This window comes from Sorangium sp. So ce381, from assembly GCF_051473845.1.
GTDB lineage: Bacteria > Myxococcota_A > Polyangia > Polyangiales > Polyangiaceae > Sorangium > Sorangium atrum.
Genome location: NZ_CP150336.1, coordinates 10,678,818 through 10,694,825, shown reverse-complemented (window position 1 = coordinate 10,694,825; position 16,008 = coordinate 10,678,818). Strand labels below are relative to the sequence as shown.

The following is a 16,008-nucleotide window of genomic DNA, read 5'->3' as shown; positions in this document are numbered from 1 at the left end:
TGTCGGCCATCGAAGATGCAAGGTGGGCCCCACGAGGGGACGTGGGAAAGGTCTTGAAGGCCGTCGAGCAGAAGGCCCGCGGGAGCACCCGCTGGGCTACATGTCCGAGAATTCGACCTTTTCGAGCTCGAGGAGCAGCGCGAGGTTCGCGGGATCGGTGCGGGACGGCGCGAAGCCGATCCACCGGAGGCCGCTGGCCCTCGCCCTCTCCCATGTCGCGCGGCATGCCGCGAACCAGTCACGAACGAACTCGTCCTGGCTATCTCGGAACCCTTCCGGCCGGTACATCATGGATCGATAGGACAGGAGCATCATCATCTTGTCAAACGTGGACAGCTCGACGTCGCGCGGCTTCTCATCCGACCAGACCAGCATCCCCTTGGTCAGCTCGTAGCCCACCTTCGCGTCCGGATCCTCCGTGAGCGCCTCGATCTTCGCCCGGTCGGCGGGCGGGAACAGATCGTTCGAGTCGGTGCCGAACAAGTCGTTCATTCGACGAGCGTATACAGGTGTCCATGCCGCGTCCAGGAGCCGCGCGTAGTCCGCTGAGCGGCATCGACAGCGCTCATCCCTCTGCGAGCGCGAGGGGCCGCTGGGCGATGACGTCCACGAGGTAGTCGCGCAGGGCCGTCACTTTGCGCGGCACGTGCTGGGCCGGCGGGTAGACGAAGAAGAGGGTTCCGACGGTCTGCTTCCAGCCCGGAACCAGCCGTACCAGCCGCCCTGCGAGCACGTCCTCGTGTGCCAGGTAGCCGGGCAGCACGGCGAGCACCGCGGCCATCCGCGCCATGCCGTGGCGAGCAGCAGATCATCAGTGGAGACGCGCGGCGAGGGCGGGTCTTGCAGCTCCTTCAGAAGGCGAGCGCCGCGGCGCGAGAGGGCTGCTGAGGCCGATTGCCCCGGGTCATTGGCCGGCAGGCGGCTGCCAGAGCTCCACCTTGTTTCCTTCTGGATCGATGACCCAGGCAAACTTCCCGTACTCGGAATCGTCAATCTTCTCGAGGACGTTGCAGCCTTCTTCGCGCAAGACCTTGACGAGGGCGTGGAGATCCTCGACCCGGTAATTGACCATGAACGTCGCAGCGCCGGGCGCAAACTGGTCGCTTTGCGCCGAAGCAATGGACCAGACGGTCGTTCCGGCGACCGGCTTGCCTTCACCGTCGGTCCAGGTAAAGGCCGTGCCACCCCATTCTTGGACATCGATCCCGAGGTGCCGCTTGTACCAGGCCTGCAGCGCCGGAGCGTCTTTGGCCTTGAAGAAGATGCCGCCAATTCCAGTGACTCGCTTCATGGAACCTCCGAGGACGGGTTGTGGTGAGGGAGACTGTGTTTCTGCGACCTGGCGCCTGAGTCGAGCCGCGCCGCGAAGCGGCGTCGGCTCGAACGATCTGTTGGCTATCGCACCATGGGTTGGCGGATGATGGTCTTCCACCTGGCCGGATCGGCGCGACGTATGTCGCTCAGATACACCTCGTGGTGCTTCCCTGCAAGCGCCGATCGCGCACCAATGAAATCATGGACTCGCTGAATGGTCGGCCCTTCTTCAGTGAAGGGGCCAATGTGAAGTACCTGAGCGCATGATCCTTCGGTGAAGCTCTCCAGCCTGAGCGCGTCCACCGCGGGGAGCGCCTTCTTTCGCCTCACTTCTACCATGGCCGCCTGGATCATCGCCTCCTCCACGAAATGAGGCTGCATGATCATCATCGTCCATTTCCACCTCGACCTATCGTTGGAGGTGAAGACGGACATGTCATCCGACCACCAGAGGCCTTCGAGAGGCATCACCGCATAGTCGATCCCTCGCTCCCCCTTCTTCATCATGAACTTCGTCGTGTAGGCAACGGAGAACAGCGCTTCCACGGCCTCGGCATACTGCTGTGAAGTGTTGGGGTCGCCCTGGCCGTCGATCATGAGGAACTGAAGTGTTGGCACTTCAACCTGAACCACCTCCTTCGCGGATGCCTGGTAGAGATGTTTGAGCTCGCTCTTGAGATCAACTTTCGACACGAATGCACCTGATGACAGCGAACGCACAAGCCCACCTGCCCGGCGGGCGGGCGGGGGAGCCACGAATCTGGAAGAGCCTACAGGCCCGCCTGGTGAGGTGCAGCGGATGGCTCGGCCCTGTCAGCTCTTCTCCGCGAACCACCCTTTGTAGTCAAAGAACGGGTGCCCACGAACCCGGTGCCCGCCCCGTAGCTCGTCCAGCGACCACAGGTGCGGGGTGTAGTCGTCCATCGCCGCCCCGCTGAACCGGGACAGCAGCCCGGCCACGAACCCGGCCACCTGCTCGTCGCCGGGGTGCCGCCCGGACACGTCGGCGATCACGCAGGCCGCCGGCTCGCCGCCGAGCCTCTGCACGATATCGGCCCAGTCCTCCGGCTCGTGCTCACGAGGGCCGTGCCGGTACAGGTTGATGTACAGGCAGGCGTCACCGGCCACGAACACGACCCACGGCTCCCGCTGCTCCGGGTAGGCGGCGTCGAGGTACGCCGTGACCGCAGACTCTATCGTGTCCCTCAGGAAAACGACGACCGATCGCATCGCGCCCTACCGCCTCCGCTCGCCGAAGATACCGGCGCTTCGGCGGCGAGCGCAAGCTCGTCGCAGCGCGTCGTACAATTACTACGAACGCTCTCGGCGAGGACCAACGCGAGGAGGCTCTCCTGTACGAGCTCACGGTGCACGCGTCCTAACGCAACCCCTCCACGCGCCCGACGAAGGCGCTCATCAACGCGGCACATTCGGCCGGATGGGTCTCCAGCAGGAAATGCGGGCCGTCGAGGATGTGCGCCTCCATACGCGGGAGCGCCTTCATCCAGGAGAGGGTCTCCTCGAGATCGAAGAAGATATCGTGCCGCCCCCACAGCATCAGCGCCGGGGGTTGCCAGCGAGCGAGATAATCGGCGATCTCCCCGAATCGCGCGACATGGCTGCGATAGTCGAGCACCAGCGCACGCTGCGCCTCGAGCCGGCCGGGGAGCGACATGATCCGCCAGTCCTCCTCCCACAGCCTGGGATCGATGCGCTCGGCGATGTCCCGGGGCACGCCGCCCACATATTGGTCGCGCGTCCCCTCGAAGGTCAGGTGCGCGGTCGCCTCGGCTTCCCGCTCCGGCGTAGGATCGTCCCAATAGGCCCTGGTCGCCGACCATTGCGGCCCCATCCCGCTCTCATGGGCATTGGCATTCTGGACGATGAGGCTGCGTATCCTGCGCGGCGCGCGCGTGGCGAGATGAAGTCCTACCGCCGTTCCATAATCGTGGAGGTAGAGGTGGAAGGCCCCGGCTCCGAGCCGCGCGAGCAGTCCGTCGATCATGTCCGCGAAACGCGAGAATGAGGGGCGCTCGACCGGCCCGGAGCCGCCGAACCCCGGAAGGTCCGGGGCGATCACGAAGCAGTCTCGCGCGAGGGTGCCGATCACGTTCCGGAACGATTCCGAGGAGCTCGGAAAGCCGTGGATCAGGAGAATCGCCGGCTTCTCCCGATCGCCCGCCAGGCGGACCGCCATCTCGGCACCTTCAATCTCGAACCTCACCAGCTCCGGTTTTCTCATCGCACCTGGCTCCTTCGATGCCTTCGATTGTCTGACGGGCCTCCCGGGAGAAGGTGACACGCCCTTCGCGCGCAGGCCACTGTCTCCCCCCTTCAAGCGGCCTATCTCGCCTGCCCTGCGCTGTCTAACGGCTCGCGGGTGAGCCGCGAAGCCCGCCGATGCCGACGTCCCATCGTGCCACGCCCGTCCGATCTGTCGCAAGGCTCCGGTCATCCACGCCGCCGGCCTCGTCGGCTGCAGCCGCTTGTTCGCCGAGCCCGGCCCCGGTCGTCATTTCAGCAGGGTTACGAACCGGTTGAGTATCGGAGTGATCTGCGGAAGCTCGGGGAGCCTCGCGACGAGATCATCCGGGAGCGGCCGTCCCCCGACGGCGGCGATCTGGGCGCCGATGGCCGCGATGGTATCGGTGTCACCGCCCAGCGAGACGGCGGTCGCGATGACCGCCCCGATGGGCTCGTCCGTGGTCGCCGCTGCGACGAACAGGGCCATCGGTACGGCCTCAACCACATGGCCGGAGCACCCGAACCGGACAGCGGCTTCGCTCGGTGAGCCTCGAAAGTCGGCGATATCAAGCAGACGATCGCGAACCGCCGTGTCCGGCAGATCGGCCGCGACCACGGAGAGGAGATCCTGCGGAACAGTCCCATTGGACGCGCAATGTCGTAGTGCGACGACGACGGCGAGCGCACCGGCGTAGGCCTCGTCGCTGTGGTGTGTGATCCGTGAGACGTCACGGATCGTTCGACGGTCCGCCTCGACGCTCGGGTCCAGGAAGAACGACAACGGCGCCGCGCGCATGGCAGCACCCGAGCCTGAGGCGAACTCACCGCGAGCTCCAGCAAGAGCCCAGTGGGCACCAGCGGCGAGATCGCGAAGCGCCTTGAGCGTCGCAGAGCCTACGCCGGAGATGCGGCCAGCCTCGAACCCGTGACGAAAGCGCTCGGCGATACGCTCCGGCTGCACGCGTCCTCGGCTCAGCACGATGGCCTCGCACGTGGCGAGGGTCAGCCAGGTGTCATCGGAGAGCCGCGGAGCCTCTGGAAAGACGGGCTGTACCGGCCCGGCAAGGCCCTCGTACGGACCGCCCCATGCATCGCCGAGCGCACCAGCGAGGAGGCAGCTGCGTGCGCGCGTTCGCATCTCGACGGTCGTCATATATTGCGATCCTACGCGAACTCCAGCCGGTGCGCTTCCCCCCGTTCTACTCCAAGCCCGCACTCATCCCCGTCCCGCTCCCAGGAATTCACGATTGCTGCGATGCTGCTCCGGGCTTCACGGAGATATCGATCCGCCTTGACAGGCGGCCATCGTCGGCACGGTCTGCGGGTGGGCCGGCGTCAGCGGGCCGAAGGAGCGGCCGAAGGTGAGCAGCTGTTCGTTGGAGATGTCCTGCTCGCGGAAGAAGACGAGGCGGCCCGGGCGCAGCCGTCTTCAGGTCGGCGACCGTTGAGACCATCATTGACTGAAAGAGCGCTTCGCGCCCACGCGGCCGAGGTGCGTGTCGCCGAACGCCGTCCCGTACTTGAGCCCATAGCCCAGCATCCGATCGAAGCCGATGTGCCCGACCCAGATCGCCGCGCCGAGCAGCAGCGCCGGCGAGCCAAGCGCGACCGACGCGGCCGCGAGCAGCGCGGGAGCCAGATGGCTGTGCCCCGCGTTGTAGGCCACCGCGCCCACCCGCGGGCCCGCAAGGTAGCCGAGCAGCGACAGGTCGGGCAGCAGGAACAGCGCCGCGAACCATCCCCAGCTCCCGCCCAGGTGCGCGTAGGCGAGCAGCGCTGCTCCGAGCACGAGCGCGCCCTCGAGGCGCAGGAGCGCGCGCGGCATGCCCCTGGCCCCGCCCGCCGAGACCTCGCAGGTGGGCTGCGGCGCGGGGCGGCGGGTAGAAGGAGCAAGGTCGAGCGCAGGGAGCATCGCGGCGGTGGTCATGGTCGTTCTCCTCGTCGTGCGTACCGGCGCCGGGTATCCGTCCTGTGGACCCCATCCTCGCGTGGTGCGCGCCGTCTCCGTGAACTCGCGGGCGCGGGGGCCGGCGACGTGGAGAGCATGGTCGCTGCGGGGGCTCATGAACATTGTACAAATGTGTCCATCCGCTCATCATCTTTTGATGAGCCCAGCCGAGCCCTCGTGGGACCTCTACGGTGCCTTCCTTGCCGTCATGCGCACCGGCAGCCTCTCCGCCGCCGCGCGTGCCCTCGACGTCGCGCAGCCCACCGTGCGCCGCCAGATCGAGCAGCTCGAGTCGCAGCTCGGCGTCGTGCTCTTCACCCGCGCGCCGAACGGCCTGGTGCCGACCGAGCTCGCGCTCGCCACGCTGCCCTACGCCGAGTCCATCGCCGCGAGCGCGCGCGCCCTCGTGCGCGCCGTGTCGAGCCCCACCGATGCCGACCGCGGCACCGTGCGCGTCACGTGCAGCGAGGTCGTCGGCGTCGAGGTGCTTCCCCCAATGCTCGCCCCGCTCCTCGTTGCTCATCCGCGCCTTCAGATCGAGCTCGTCGCCACGAATCGCACCGAGGATCTCCTGCGCCGCGACGCCGATGTCGCCGTGCGCATGGCGGAGCCGACGCAGGCCGGCCTGGTGAGGCGCTGCGCCGGGCGCGTCGAGCTCGGCCTCTTCGCCACCAAGGCGTACCTCGCCGCGCACGCTGCCCCGACGTCGCTCGCAGGGCTCGTGCAGGGCCACGCCCTCATCGGCGCCGACGGCTCCCGCGCCATCATCGACGCGCTCGCCGCCGCCGGGCTCGTCACCACGCCGCGCGATTATGCGTTCCGCAGCGACAGCGACATCGCGAAGCTCGCCGCGGTGCGCGCCGGCCTCGGCATCGGGGTGTGCCAGCTCCCGCTCAGCCGGCGGCCGGTGCCGCTCGTGCGCGTGCTGCCCGCGCTCGCCTTCCACCTGGACGCCTGGGTCGTCATGCACGAGGATCTGCGCGCCGTGCGCCGCGTCCGCCTCGTCTTCGAGCACCTCGTCGCGCAGCTTGGTGCCTACGCGACCCAGGCACGCGAAACACGGCCGGTGGCGGCGAAGGCCCGGCCGCCGGGCACGCGGCGAAGGCCCAGCTCGGGCTGAGCGGCAAGGACCCGTTCCTGACGACCGAGGTGGGGTCTCCCACCTGGCCCACGTTGACACTGGGGCGCTCGGCGGATCGTCACGGCCCCGTCACGAGACCCGAGATGTGGATCTGTACGAGCGGACCATTCGCCTCGTCGTATACCACCACACTCGACATGTTCCCTCGGGCCCCACCTTGGCCGCTGCGGGCCGCAGATCCGCCGGCGGGATCTTCGCGATCATCCTGAGCGAGGCGAGATAGCCGCACCACACCATGGCTGCCGCGAAGGTGACCGCATCGCGCATCGCTGCCAGGTACACCGCGGTCGGCGGCAGGCGCGGGTCCGGGGGGTATCCGTTCGGTAGAGCCCATCCTGACGCTGAGCAGGCCAGGGACATAGGCTTTCCGTGCGGTGAAAGTTGAGTTCGCCGGTCGCGGTGAGCAGGTCGTACTTCTTCGCCGTCTGGCGAAGAGAATTCGCCCGGAGGATCCACTCCTCGATGAGACGCTTCGCCGGATGAGAGCAATGACACAAGCCGTCTAACGCCAGAAAGTATGACGTTGGATGTTTGCTCAACAAGCATTCCAGCCTATCCAAGTGTCGATTCAAGTGCAAATCGTATGAGGAGCGACCCGGCAAGGTCGTCCTTGACGTGCTCAGGGGCCGGGCTCCACGTGCTCCTCGGGGGAAGCACATGAGACGGCTGCTGTGCGTGCTGGGTCTTCTCGGAGCCACACGTCTGGCGACGGCGATGGGATGTGGAGCATCGCCAGAGGTGGACGAACCTGAAGCGGCCAGCGACGAGGTCGAACTGCCTGACTCCCTGGACGAGTGCAACCGGGCATGTCGGAACGGACAGCAGGCGATGGAGCAATTTTGCTCCCAGCTACCACCGGATCCTCGCTTGAGGGCCGGTTGCTGGGCGGCAGCGAAGGGGGGATTGGTCGCGTGTCTCGGCTGGTGTTACTGGCACTACGGTACGTGAAGAGGACGTCCGCTTGACACCCCGCAGGAAGGGGCCGCAAGGTGCGTCCTATGCAGGACGACACCCCGCTCGAACCCATCGCAGAACGACGCCTCTCGGTCGTAGGCGAGCCCGGCCGGATGGTGACCGTGACCATCGGCAAGCCGGTGCAGAAGGCGTCCGGTGACTGGGCCTGTCCGGTAGATATTCAGGGAATTCCAGATCCCGTCCGAGACTCGGCCTACGGTGTGGATGCGGTCCAGGCGTTACAGCTCGCGTTCGAGACGGCTCGTCAGTCCCTCAAGAAGGCTGGGCTTCCTGTCACGTGGTGCGATGGAGAGCCCGGAGCGACGGGTTTCCCCATGGCCGTGCCGTACATCTTTGGCCGCGCTTTCGAGGACAGGATGGAGCGTGTGATCGAGGATGAGATCGAGAAGGCCGTGGAGGCGAAGAAGAAGGGGGCGCCCGGCTGACCCGCCTCCCGGGGCACCATGCTCCGAGAGGGGGCTGGACCGCGGGGGTCGATCACCGGTTGTGGTCTGAGGACGGGGCTACACCTGGCGCGGGGAGCTGCCGCCGTTCGGCAGCCGTCGGGAGATCTCCGCGATACCGAGGAAGAAAGCAACAACGGCGTCATTTGTGGTCAGGGTGTATTCTCGTCCATCGACACCTCCGGCGCGGGTTTCTACGCAGCACGGGGAATCGACGACAGCACACAGGCAGGGCGTCACGTTCACACTGGGACGCCGCTCCGCCCGTGCAACGCCAGGTTAACGAGCTTCGTCACCTCGCTCCAGGTCCTCCGGCTCGATCGAGGCGCCGACGAGATCAGCCGACCGGCGGACCTCGGCTTCGGAGACGAATCCCGCGTGATAGAGCCGAACCAGAAACTGCCGGACCGCTTTTCGAACGGCCTCACGTGCGGCGGCGAGATCTTCTGATCGGACACGATGCGGACGGTTCGGGGCCTGCGGACCGAATTCACATGCGCCGCGGCAGACTGGGCAGTATCTCGTGATCTTTGTGTCGTGCTGCTGCACCCACGAGACCTGAGCGTCGCGGAGTTGTCGAAATCGTTGCTGATACTCGTCAATGGTTCGGACCGCCGCCGCCGCTTCGGCGATCCAGAATGCAAGATTTGCATGATGTCCCGCCAGCTGGTGAACGTGCTGGGTCGCGAACCTGCCGAACTGCTGTGCGATGAGCTCGGCGCGCGCGATGGAGTATGGCTTCGGGGGCGGCATAGGAGGCCGTCTGGCTCAAGGTGGGCGGCGTACGTCTCGCTAACGAGACGGTCGATCAGCGGTAGCGCGAAGCGCCGTCCGTTACAGCGGTTTGTTGGGAAGCGACATGTAGGCGCCAAGCCGCTCGAGCATGCCCGACTTGCATGCTAAGAGCAGATAACGTCACGTGACGCGAGGTAAGCGCGCGGTGACGTGAGCCGCCAGCTCGTGTTGCGGGAAAGACCTACCGGACTTCGCAATCAGCTTAATGCTGCCGTCCGCTTCCAATCGAATGGAGTATTCGCCGCAGCAATCTTCGAGATGGCGCTTCGTGGCGGCGAGACCGGCAGCATAACCCAGTTCACGAAAGAAAACCATGGAACGGGTCGAGCACGTTGGACTGAATAGACAGTGTCGTCCAGTCCACCTGGATAAAAAGATCTTGTAACCGCGGATCGCAACCACCGCGAGAAGGCCCAGCAGTCGGTCGATTATACTCAGAACGTTACCGCTGTTCCCCATGCGAACACCTCGAATGCCTGCTTCGGTCCGGTGCATCCCTGAGCGCTCGCCACCCGATTCTGAAATCCAATGAACAGGACACCGTGGGCACCGATTGCGGTGGCGCTCTCCTCAAGACGTTGGAGAGCGGCGTGATATGCGCCTTGCGTGTTGAGCGTCCCGCCGCAACCATCGACCACGCTGGCGAACCCAAACACCATTTTTAATACATGGTATGATTGCGTCACCCCGCCGGAACACATCAACATGCTATCATCTCCTCCCGGAAGCGGTGCCATTCGAGTCCATAGCATCGCCCCGCCCATTGCGTTTAGGACCGAAAACGTATGAGAGCACACCTATGCCTGGCATGTCCAGAGCAAACTCGGGCCACCGATCGTCATAGGCTAGTTCGTGGGGAGGGAGCCCGACCCAGGTTGGGGGCCGCGCGCAGGTCCCTGCAAGCAAGCTGTCGATATGTGCGAGCGCTGGGCGCCGCAGGTCCGCCGGAGGGATCTTCGCGATCATCCTGGGCGAGGCGAGATAGCCGCACCACACCATGGCTGCCGCGAAGGTGACCGCATCGGGCATCGCTGCCAGGTACGCGGTGGTCGACGGCGGGCGCGGGTCGAGCAAGCCCGCCAGGTTCAGGGCTCCTGTGACAATGTGCGCCTGCCTCGCCACCGCCACATCGACCTACTCTACCAGCACCGCGCGGACCCCGCCGTGCCCACCGAGGACCTCGGCGGCGCCATGGCACGACCTCGTGCGCGAGGAGGGCCGCTTCCTCGGCCTGTCGGAGGTCGGCGAGCAGCCGATCCGTCGCGCGCACGCCGTGCACCCGAACGCGGTGCTCCAGGTCGGGTATCGAGAATCGTCGACATGGGCATAATTTCATCGGAGCCGATCGCGATGCTCGTCCAGTCGAACACCGCGGTCGAGCCTCCTCCGAGGCTGGCTTCGCCCCGCCGCCGGGTGGGGGCATCAAGGCGAGGACTTGCCCGGGCCGAGCCGTGCACCCGAGGGATGTAGGGCGGGAATGGTGCTCGGCGGAGACCGTGGCCGGCGGGGCTGCCGTGGTGAACCCGTGCGAGGGCGGGCTCCCGAGCGTCGGCGGCAAGGGCGGTGACGGATTGCCCGGCGGCGCGGAGGACGGACGCGACGACGAGCCGACCCCGACGCCGAACCCCAGCAACTACGGTCGGCGAGGACGCGCGGAGATGGCCGAGGTGGGCTGCACGGACGGCGACTACGGGATCTATGGCGCGCGAGGCACCGTCGGAGCACGCGGCCAGGGCATCGGGCGTATTAGCGAGGCCGGCTGGGAAGGGGATTGGGCCGGCGATGGCGGCTGGGGCACGCCGGGCCAAGGCCGGCGGCCGCTGGGGCGGGCTCGGCGTGTGCGGCGCGGCGTCAACCGAGCACGCCGAACAGCTCGTCTTCGAGCGGCCGCGAGCGGAACCCGTCGGGCCCCTGGGGCAGCTCGCCTGCGACGGTGATGCGGCGGACGACGCGCGGCAGGTCGAAGTGGGCGTAGTCGATGGGGCCGGCGTGGGCGGTGGCCTGGTTGTCCCAAACGGCGATCGCGTTGGGCGTCCAGCGGAAGCGCACCGCGTACTCGGGCCGCGTCACCTCGTCGGCCAGCATATCGAGGAGCGCCTGGCTCTCGCGCTCTCGCAGGCCCACGATGTGGCTCGTCGTCCCCGGGTTGACGAACAGCGATTTGCGGCCGGTCCGCGGGTGCACGCGCACGAGCGGGTGAAGCGCGGCGAACGGGCCTGCGGCCTTGCGGCCCGGCCTGGGCTCTCCGCTATCGTAGCTGCTCGTGCGGTGGACGGCCTGGAGCCCGTCGACGAGCGCCTTGATCGTGGGCGACAGGCCGTCGTAGGCGCACTCGAGGTTGCTCCAGAGCGTGTCGCCGCCGTACGGCGGGATCTCCACGCCGCGCAGGATGGAGTACCTGTTCGGGTTGGCGACGAAGGTGATGTCGATGTGCCAGCCCTTGTAGTCGCGCGGCGGCTTGGCGGTGGGGATGGAGAGGTCCGACCGGTGGTTCTCCTTGTACTCGGCGGCCTTTCGTTCCCAGATCTCCGGGTGCTCAGGGAGCCCCAGCGCGATCGGGTGGGCCGGCGTCAGCGGGCCGAAGGTGCGGCCGAAGGTGAGCAGCTGTTCGTTGGAGATGTCCTGCTCGCGGAAGAAGATCACCTTCCATTGGAGCAGGGTTTGCTCGATTGCCTGCACCGTGGCAGGGGCCAGCGGCTTGCGCAGGTCGACTCCGTGGATCTCCGCCCCGATCACGGGCGTCAGCGGTCGTACATCCAGCTGCAGCGGCAGAGGGTAGGTCTGTTGTTCGGCAATGAGGGCGGACATGGCACTCTTCTCGCAGTCTTGAACGAGCCTGGACGCCAGCTCGCGGCTCGCCCTGAGCATGCGCCGTTCCAGTCCGGTGACTCGGGAAATTCTTGTAGGGCCGCAGAGCTCGGGGCATGGCCCCATCCCGCCGTGGCGACGCGGTCGCGCGGTCCGTCGCGTCGAGCGCGCGTGGAGCAAGGGGTTGCTCTCAACGAGGCACGGCGAGGTGGCGGAAGCGTGATGTGCCGCCGCGCCTGTTCCGCAGGCAGCAGCCTTGCGGGTGCAGTGTTGCGTAGGAAGCAGTCCCCGGGAGGACCGGCGTCGGCGGCAAGGGCGGCGACGGATTGCCCGGCGGCGCGGAGGACGGGCGCGACGGCGAGCCGACCTCGACGCCGAACCCCAGCAACTACGGACGGCGAGGACGCGGGGACGTGGCCGACGTGGGCTGCACGGACGGCGCCTATGGGACCTACGGCACGCGAGGCACCGTCGGCGCTCCCGGCCAGGGCATCGGGCGCATCAGCGAGGCCGGCTGGGAAGCGGACTGGGCCGGCGACGGCGGCTGGGGCACGCCGGGCCAGGGCGGCGGCGGAGGCGGCGGCCGCAGGGGCGGGCTCGGCGTGTGCGGCGCGGCGTCCAAGGGGGGCCGGGGGAGGCCCGGGCGGGGCCGACGGCTGCGACGGCCAGGGGGCGAGAACGGCTACCCGAGCGTCGGCATCGTCGCGCTGCACGCCAGAGTGACCGTGCGCGACAGCGAGATCGAGAAGATCGACGGCGGCCAGGGCGGCGACGGCGGCGAGTCCCAGCGAGGCGGACGAGGCGGCCGGGGCGCACCGGGCGGCGTGCTGGAGGACCGCTCGGCCCATTCCTACAACGGGGGCGCCGGGGGGCGATGGCGGCGAGGGCGGTTATGGCGGCCCGGGGCGCGGCGGCGACTCGATCGGCATCGCCTGCCTCGACGAGGACCGGCTCACGGTCGAGGGCGTCACCGTCACGCTGGGGCCACCGGGCACGGGCGGCATCAGCTGGGACGACCAGGTATTGCCGCGCACTCTCGTTGATGCCGAAGCTCCTCTTATCGAGCATGCTTCTTGATGGCGAGGAGCCCTGCCCGGCGAAGCTGGCCATCATGGAGCGTGCTCGCTCTGCACGGGCAACGAGGGCGATGGTGTCCGGAGAGTGGCGGCGCCGTGCATTCCGGTCAGCTGCTCAAAATTCTCACCATGGACCCCTCCGAGCACATTCGCGTCGTCCGAAGATGCCGCTGATGCCCGATCGCAGCCCCTTCCGTTCAGCCATCGAAGATTTCCAGCTATCGTTGCTCGCACGCCCGACTCACGGCGGGGTAGGTCCACCCGAGGAGCGGAGCAGCGGCGCGGGGCCGGCCACAAAATAGGCGACGAGGAGACCTGATCTTGGCCGACAGTCTCCTCGTCGTGCTCCGGTTCCCGTGCCCAGGAATCGAAGCGGTCGCAGTGTCGTCCAGAGCGCCATCGACATCAAGCGCTGGCAGCAGCAAACGCCGACGGTCGTCGAAGCGCGACCTGCTCGGTGCCCAGCCTGCGGCGTCGCGAGCTGCCCCCTCGGCGGCGCCATTCGCCTCCAGGGCCACGGCAAGCGCGAGCGGCAGGTCTGGGGCCCGTCAGGGCCGGATCAGCCGCCCGAGATGCTCACGGTGACCGCCCGCCGCTATCGCTGCGTCTCGTGCGGCGCCGTGCTCCTCGTGGTTCCTCGCGGCGTGCTCGGCCGGCGCCTGTACAGCGCCTCCGCCATCGGCTTCGCCCTCGCGCTCTGGGGCCTTGTGCTCGCGACCGCGGCCGAGGTCCGGCGCCGCGTGGCCCCCGCGGGGATCGTCGGCGACAGCGCCGTCACCGGCTGGACCACGCTGCGCAGATGGGTGCGCGATGTCGCGCAACGACGCCTCTTTGCTGAAGCCCCCGACCCCGTTCCAGCCGCTTCGCTCCGCCAGCGCGCAGGCCGCGCCGCGGTAGCGCTTGTGGCGAGCGCGGACCCGACGACCCGGGCGCTGCCGATCGAGCACCGCGCCTTCTTCGGCGCCGCGCACGCGGCGTGACGGCATCTGCCCCTTCGGAGCCCGAATCGTAGCGCCCACCTGAGAGGATCGCTGCCGAAAACGTCGCCGATCCCGGACAAGGACCGCGCGCCGGCAAGGCGCAGAAAGGACCCCTTGCAATGGCCCTCGGCCCCACCGATCACGCCGAGACCGTGGCGATCTATCGCGCCACGGTCATCGGCCCTCTCATGCACCGCGTGCTCACCCACGGCCAGCTCGCCGCCGAGCTGCGCGCCCTGAGCGAGCAGCGGTTTCGACCGCCGGGCGCGCACAGCACGCGCACCTACGCCGTGCCCACGCTCGAGCGCTGGCTGTATGCGTATCGCTCCGCTGGCCTCGACGGGTTACGCCCGCAGCCACGCAGCGATCGCGGCTTCGCGCAGGAGCTGTCGGAGGAGCTGCGCAGTCTGCTGCTCGACATCCGGCGCGAGCACCCCGACGCCTCGGTGCCACTCATCCTCAAGACGCTCGTCGACGAGGGGCGGCTTGAGGCGGGCAAGGTCTCCGAGCCCACCGTGCGGCGATTGTATGCGGCGTACAGCCTTCGCCGCCGCGCCGCGCGCGCCGAGGGGGAGCCCAAGACGCGGCTGCGCTGGCAAGCCGAGCGTCCCGGCGCGCTCTGGCACGGCGACGTCTGCCACGTGACGGGCTGCACCGTCGGCGGCAAAGCGATGCCGATCCGCATCCATGGGCTGCTCGACGACGCCTCTCGCTACGTCATCGCCCTCGAGGCGCACACGACCGAGGAGGAGGTCGACATGCTCGGCATGACCGTCGACGCCCTGCGCCGCCACGGCAAGCCCGACGCGCTCTACCTCGATAACGGCTCCACCTACCGCGGCGACGTCCTCAAGACCGCGTGCGCGAGGCTCGGCATCACGCTGCTGCATGCAAAGCCCTATGACCCGCAGGCGCGCGGCAAGATGGAGCGTTTCTGGCGCACGCTGCGCGAAGGGTGTCTCAACTATCTCGGCGCCATGGCGTCGCTGGTCGACATCAACACGACGCTCCGCTCCTTCCTCGACAGGCGCTATCACCCGGCGCCGCACGCGGGCCTGCTCGGCAAGACCCCGGCGAAGGTCTATGCTGCTCGCCCCGCCGCAGAGGGCGTCGTCGACGAAAAGGCACTGCGCGTCGCACTCACCGAGCGCACCCGGCGCCGCGTCTCAGGTGACAACATCATCTCCGTCGACGGCGTCGCCTGGCAGCTCGATCAAGGCTACCTCGCCGGCCAGATCGTCTCCGTCGCCCGGTGCTTCGTCGCGCCCGGCGAGCCGCCGTGGGTCGAGCACGAGGGCAAGCGCCTGGTACTGCATCCGGTCGATCCGCAGCGCAATGCGCGGCGCAAGCGGCTGCCGTGCGGCGGGCCTGCGGTGGACAAGCCGACACGCCCGGTGGACTTCAACCCCGCGCGGACGCTCGGCCTGTCCACGGGCTCTGGCGAGGACACGAGCGAGCGTGGAGGTGCAACGTGAGCGAGTCTTACGTCCGCTTCTTCACCCTCTCCGCCGCCCCCTTCTCCAAGGAGATCCAGGACGGCGACCTGTGGCTGCCGCCCTCCAAGGAGCAGCTCGTCGAGGAGGTGTGCGAGGCCGTGCACGAGCACGCCCAAGTGCTGCTGGTCGGCGAGCCCGGCGCCGGCAAGACGTGTGTGCTGCGGGCCGTGCGTCATCGGCTGCCTCAGGCAGGCTTCCGGCTGACCTACTGCCACAACGCTACGCTCGGCCGCCGCGACTTCTATCGCCAGCTCTGCCATGCCCTCGGCCTCAACCCCGCGGCGACCGCAGCGGCCGTCTTCTACGCTGTCAGCGCCCATATCGAGACCCTCGGCCGCGAGCGCATCCACCCGGTTTTCTTGCTGGACGAAGCGCACCTGCTCCACCAAGACACGCTCGATCATCTCCACATATTGTTAAATGTGCGCCGTGAGGCGCTGCCAAGACCGGGGACCGCAAGGGGTCCCCCTCGCCCAGGCCGAGCTGGGTGAAGAAGGGCGCCGCGAACGTCCCCGGAGACTGGAACGGGGGCCTGCAACAGCCGAGCGGCGTAAACAGCCGGCGAAGGAAGCTTCGGCGACCGAGGCCGGTGACCACAGGTGCCAAGGTGAGAACTGCATGGACCGTCGTCCAAGCAAATCGAAGTCGGTGTTAGAACCCTCTGTACGGAAGGATGCCCCGCCTCGTGCGGGTTTGCAGCCAGAGCCCGGTAGCCAGTTGAAAGCATCTGGGTGTGCCCGGCATGGGCACGCCGCCCCCCAGCCTCGAACGGGGATGCGGTCCGCGCT

The 16,008-nt window shown here is 67.8% G+C and carries 18 protein-coding genes; 6 read left to right on the top strand and 12 right to left on the bottom strand.

The window, feature by feature from the left end; all coding sequences use genetic code 11:
* Positions 1–96 precede the first annotated feature (96 nt).
* The 8 genes from WMF29_RS40160 to WMF29_RS40125 form a co-directional block, all read right to left on the bottom strand.
* The gene (locus WMF29_RS40160) at positions 97–492 is read right to left on the bottom strand and encodes a hypothetical protein (protein ID WP_437325367.1); all 396 of its coding nucleotides are present in this window, start codon (positions 490–492) and stop codon (positions 97–99) included.
* A 73-nt stretch (positions 493–565) separates the two neighbouring features.
* Positions 566–790: a LysR substrate-binding domain-containing protein gene (locus WMF29_RS40155; protein WP_437325366.1), complete on the bottom strand. Its 225-nt coding sequence runs from the start codon at positions 788–790 to the stop codon at positions 566–568.
* Between the two features lie 114 nt (positions 791–904).
* Complete coding sequence (locus WMF29_RS40150) at positions 905–1,291, bottom strand: VOC family protein (RefSeq protein ID WP_437325365.1); 387 nt, start codon at positions 1,289–1,291, stop codon at positions 905–907.
* A 104-nt stretch (positions 1,292–1,395) separates the two neighbouring features.
* Positions 1,396–2,007 (bottom strand): GyrI-like domain-containing protein, encoded by a 612-nt coding sequence (locus WMF29_RS40145; RefSeq protein WP_437325364.1) that lies wholly within the window; start codon positions 2,005–2,007, stop codon positions 1,396–1,398.
* A 120-nt stretch (positions 2,008–2,127) separates the two neighbouring features.
* Positions 2,128–2,544 carry a hypothetical protein gene (locus WMF29_RS40140; protein ID WP_437325363.1) on the bottom strand — a complete coding sequence of 139 codons (417 nt, stop codon included), beginning with the start codon at positions 2,542–2,544 and terminating at the stop codon, positions 2,128–2,130.
* A gap of 148 nt (positions 2,545–2,692) precedes the next feature.
* The gene (locus WMF29_RS40135) at positions 2,693–3,556 is read right to left on the bottom strand and encodes an alpha/beta fold hydrolase (RefSeq protein ID WP_437325362.1); all 864 of its coding nucleotides are present in this window, start codon (positions 3,554–3,556) and stop codon (positions 2,693–2,695) included.
* Between the two features lie 270 nt (positions 3,557–3,826).
* Positions 3,827–4,711, bottom strand: coding sequence for an ADP-ribosylglycohydrolase family protein (locus WMF29_RS40130; RefSeq protein WP_437325361.1), 885 nt, complete (start codon positions 4,709–4,711; stop codon positions 3,827–3,829).
* Between the two features lie 300 nt (positions 4,712–5,011).
* Positions 5,012–5,485: a DUF4260 family protein gene (locus WMF29_RS40125; RefSeq protein ID WP_437325360.1), complete on the bottom strand. Its 474-nt coding sequence runs from the start codon at positions 5,483–5,485 to the stop codon at positions 5,012–5,014.
* Between the two features lie 178 nt (positions 5,486–5,663).
* Between WMF29_RS40125 and WMF29_RS40120 the strand changes: the two genes are divergently transcribed.
* Together WMF29_RS40120 and WMF29_RS40115 are read left to right on the top strand one after the other, a co-directional pair.
* A complete protein-coding gene (locus tag WMF29_RS40120; protein WP_437325359.1) occupies positions 5,664–6,626 on the top strand; it encodes a LysR family transcriptional regulator in 963 nt (320 codons plus the stop codon).
* Between the two features lie 1,019 nt (positions 6,627–7,645).
* Entirely contained in the window at positions 7,646–8,047 is a 402-nt protein-coding gene (locus WMF29_RS40115) for a DUF6968 family protein (protein WP_437325358.1), read from the top strand.
* Positions 8,048–8,344: 297 nt separating this feature from the next.
* Here WMF29_RS40115 and WMF29_RS40110 read toward each other — a convergent pair whose 3' ends face one another.
* The 3 genes from WMF29_RS40110 to WMF29_RS40100 all read right to left on the bottom strand — a co-directional run bounded on the left by WMF29_RS40110 (position 8,345) and on the right by WMF29_RS40100 (position 9,567).
* Complete coding sequence (locus tag WMF29_RS40110; RefSeq protein WP_437325357.1) at positions 8,345–8,818, bottom strand: hypothetical protein; 474 nt, start codon at positions 8,816–8,818, stop codon at positions 8,345–8,347.
* A 162-nt stretch (positions 8,819–8,980) separates the two neighbouring features.
* Positions 8,981–9,319 (bottom strand): membrane protein insertion efficiency factor YidD, encoded by a 339-nt coding sequence (gene yidD / locus WMF29_RS40105; RefSeq protein WP_437325356.1) that lies wholly within the window; start codon positions 9,317–9,319, stop codon positions 8,981–8,983.
* Positions 9,295–9,567, bottom strand: a complete 273-nt coding sequence (locus tag WMF29_RS40100) for a heavy metal-binding domain-containing protein (RefSeq protein WP_437325355.1) — start codon at positions 9,565–9,567, stop codon at positions 9,295–9,297. The genes yidD and WMF29_RS40100 overlap by 25 nt, the downstream gene beginning before the upstream one ends.
* Before the next feature lie 290 nt (positions 9,568–9,857).
* Between WMF29_RS40100 and WMF29_RS40095 the strand changes: the two genes are divergently transcribed.
* Positions 9,858–10,190 (top strand): hypothetical protein, encoded by a 333-nt coding sequence (locus WMF29_RS40095; protein ID WP_437325354.1) that lies wholly within the window; start codon positions 9,858–9,860, stop codon positions 10,188–10,190.
* A gap of 521 nt (positions 10,191–10,711) precedes the next feature.
* On the opposite strand, the gene WMF29_RS40090 is transcribed toward WMF29_RS40095, so the two are convergent.
* Positions 10,712–11,668 (bottom strand): TauD/TfdA dioxygenase family protein, encoded by a 957-nt coding sequence (locus tag WMF29_RS40090; RefSeq protein ID WP_437325353.1) that lies wholly within the window; start codon positions 11,666–11,668, stop codon positions 10,712–10,714.
* 1,432 nt (positions 11,669–13,100) lie between these two features.
* Here WMF29_RS40090 and WMF29_RS40085 point away from each other — a divergent pair.
* The 3 genes from WMF29_RS40085 to WMF29_RS40075 all read left to right on the top strand — a co-directional run bounded on the left by WMF29_RS40085 (position 13,101) and on the right by WMF29_RS40075 (position 15,711).
* Positions 13,101–13,724 carry a hypothetical protein gene (locus tag WMF29_RS40085; RefSeq protein ID WP_437325352.1) on the top strand — a complete coding sequence of 208 codons (624 nt, stop codon included), beginning with the start codon at positions 13,101–13,103 and terminating at the stop codon, positions 13,722–13,724.
* A gap of 119 nt (positions 13,725–13,843) precedes the next feature.
* A complete protein-coding gene (locus WMF29_RS40080) occupies positions 13,844–15,199 on the top strand; it encodes a DDE-type integrase/transposase/recombinase (RefSeq protein WP_437325351.1) in 1,356 nt (451 codons plus the stop codon).
* On the top strand, positions 15,196–15,711 hold the full coding sequence (locus tag WMF29_RS40075) for an AAA family ATPase (protein ID WP_437325350.1): 516 nt from the start codon (positions 15,196–15,198) through the stop codon (positions 15,709–15,711). The genes WMF29_RS40080 and WMF29_RS40075 overlap by 4 nt, the downstream gene beginning before the upstream one ends.
* The last annotated feature ends 297 nt before the right edge of the window (positions 15,712–16,008 follow it).

Bases quoted from the DNA above. Each gene is read 5' to 3' on its own strand.
- WMF29_RS40140 (WP_437325363.1), bottom strand. From the start codon at position 2,544: ATGCGATCGGTCGTCGTTTTCCTGAGGGACACGATAGAGTCTGCGGTC.
- WMF29_RS40135 (WP_437325362.1), bottom strand. From the start codon at position 3,556: ATGAGAAAACCGGAGCTGGTGAGGTTCGAGATTGAAGGTGCCGAGATG.
- WMF29_RS40160 (WP_437325367.1), bottom strand. From the start codon at position 492: ATGAACGACTTGTTCGGCACCGACTCGAACGATCTGTTCCCGCCCGCC.
- WMF29_RS40110 (WP_437325357.1), bottom strand. From the start codon at position 8,818: ATGCCGCCCCCGAAGCCATACTCCATCGCGCGCGCCGAGCTCATCGCA.
- WMF29_RS40080 (WP_437325351.1), top strand. From the start codon at position 13,844: ATGGCCCTCGGCCCCACCGATCACGCCGAGACCGTGGCGATCTATCGC.
- yidD (WP_437325356.1), bottom strand. From the start codon at position 9,319: ATGGGGAACAGCGGTAACGTTCTGAGTATAATCGACCGACTGCTGGGC.
- WMF29_RS40095 (WP_437325354.1), top strand. From the start codon at position 9,858: ATGGCTGCCGCGAAGGTGACCGCATCGGGCATCGCTGCCAGGTACGCG.
- WMF29_RS40130 (WP_437325361.1), bottom strand. From the start codon at position 4,711: ATGACGACCGTCGAGATGCGAACGCGCGCACGCAGCTGCCTCCTCGCT.
- WMF29_RS40100 (WP_437325355.1), bottom strand. From the start codon at position 9,567: ATGTTGATGTGTTCCGGCGGGGTGACGCAATCATACCATGTATTAAAA.
- WMF29_RS40115 (WP_437325358.1), top strand. From the start codon at position 7,646: ATGCAGGACGACACCCCGCTCGAACCCATCGCAGAACGACGCCTCTCG.
- WMF29_RS40120 (WP_437325359.1), top strand. From the start codon at position 5,664: ATGAGCCCAGCCGAGCCCTCGTGGGACCTCTACGGTGCCTTCCTTGCC.
- WMF29_RS40155 (WP_437325366.1), bottom strand. From the start codon at position 790: ATGGCGCGGATGGCCGCGGTGCTCGCCGTGCTGCCCGGCTACCTGGCA.
- WMF29_RS40150 (WP_437325365.1), bottom strand. From the start codon at position 1,291: ATGAAGCGAGTCACTGGAATTGGCGGCATCTTCTTCAAGGCCAAAGAC.
- WMF29_RS40125 (WP_437325360.1), bottom strand. From the start codon at position 5,485: ATGACCACCGCCGCGATGCTCCCTGCGCTCGACCTTGCTCCTTCTACC.
- WMF29_RS40090 (WP_437325353.1), bottom strand. From the start codon at position 11,668: ATGTCCGCCCTCATTGCCGAACAACAGACCTACCCTCTGCCGCTGCAG.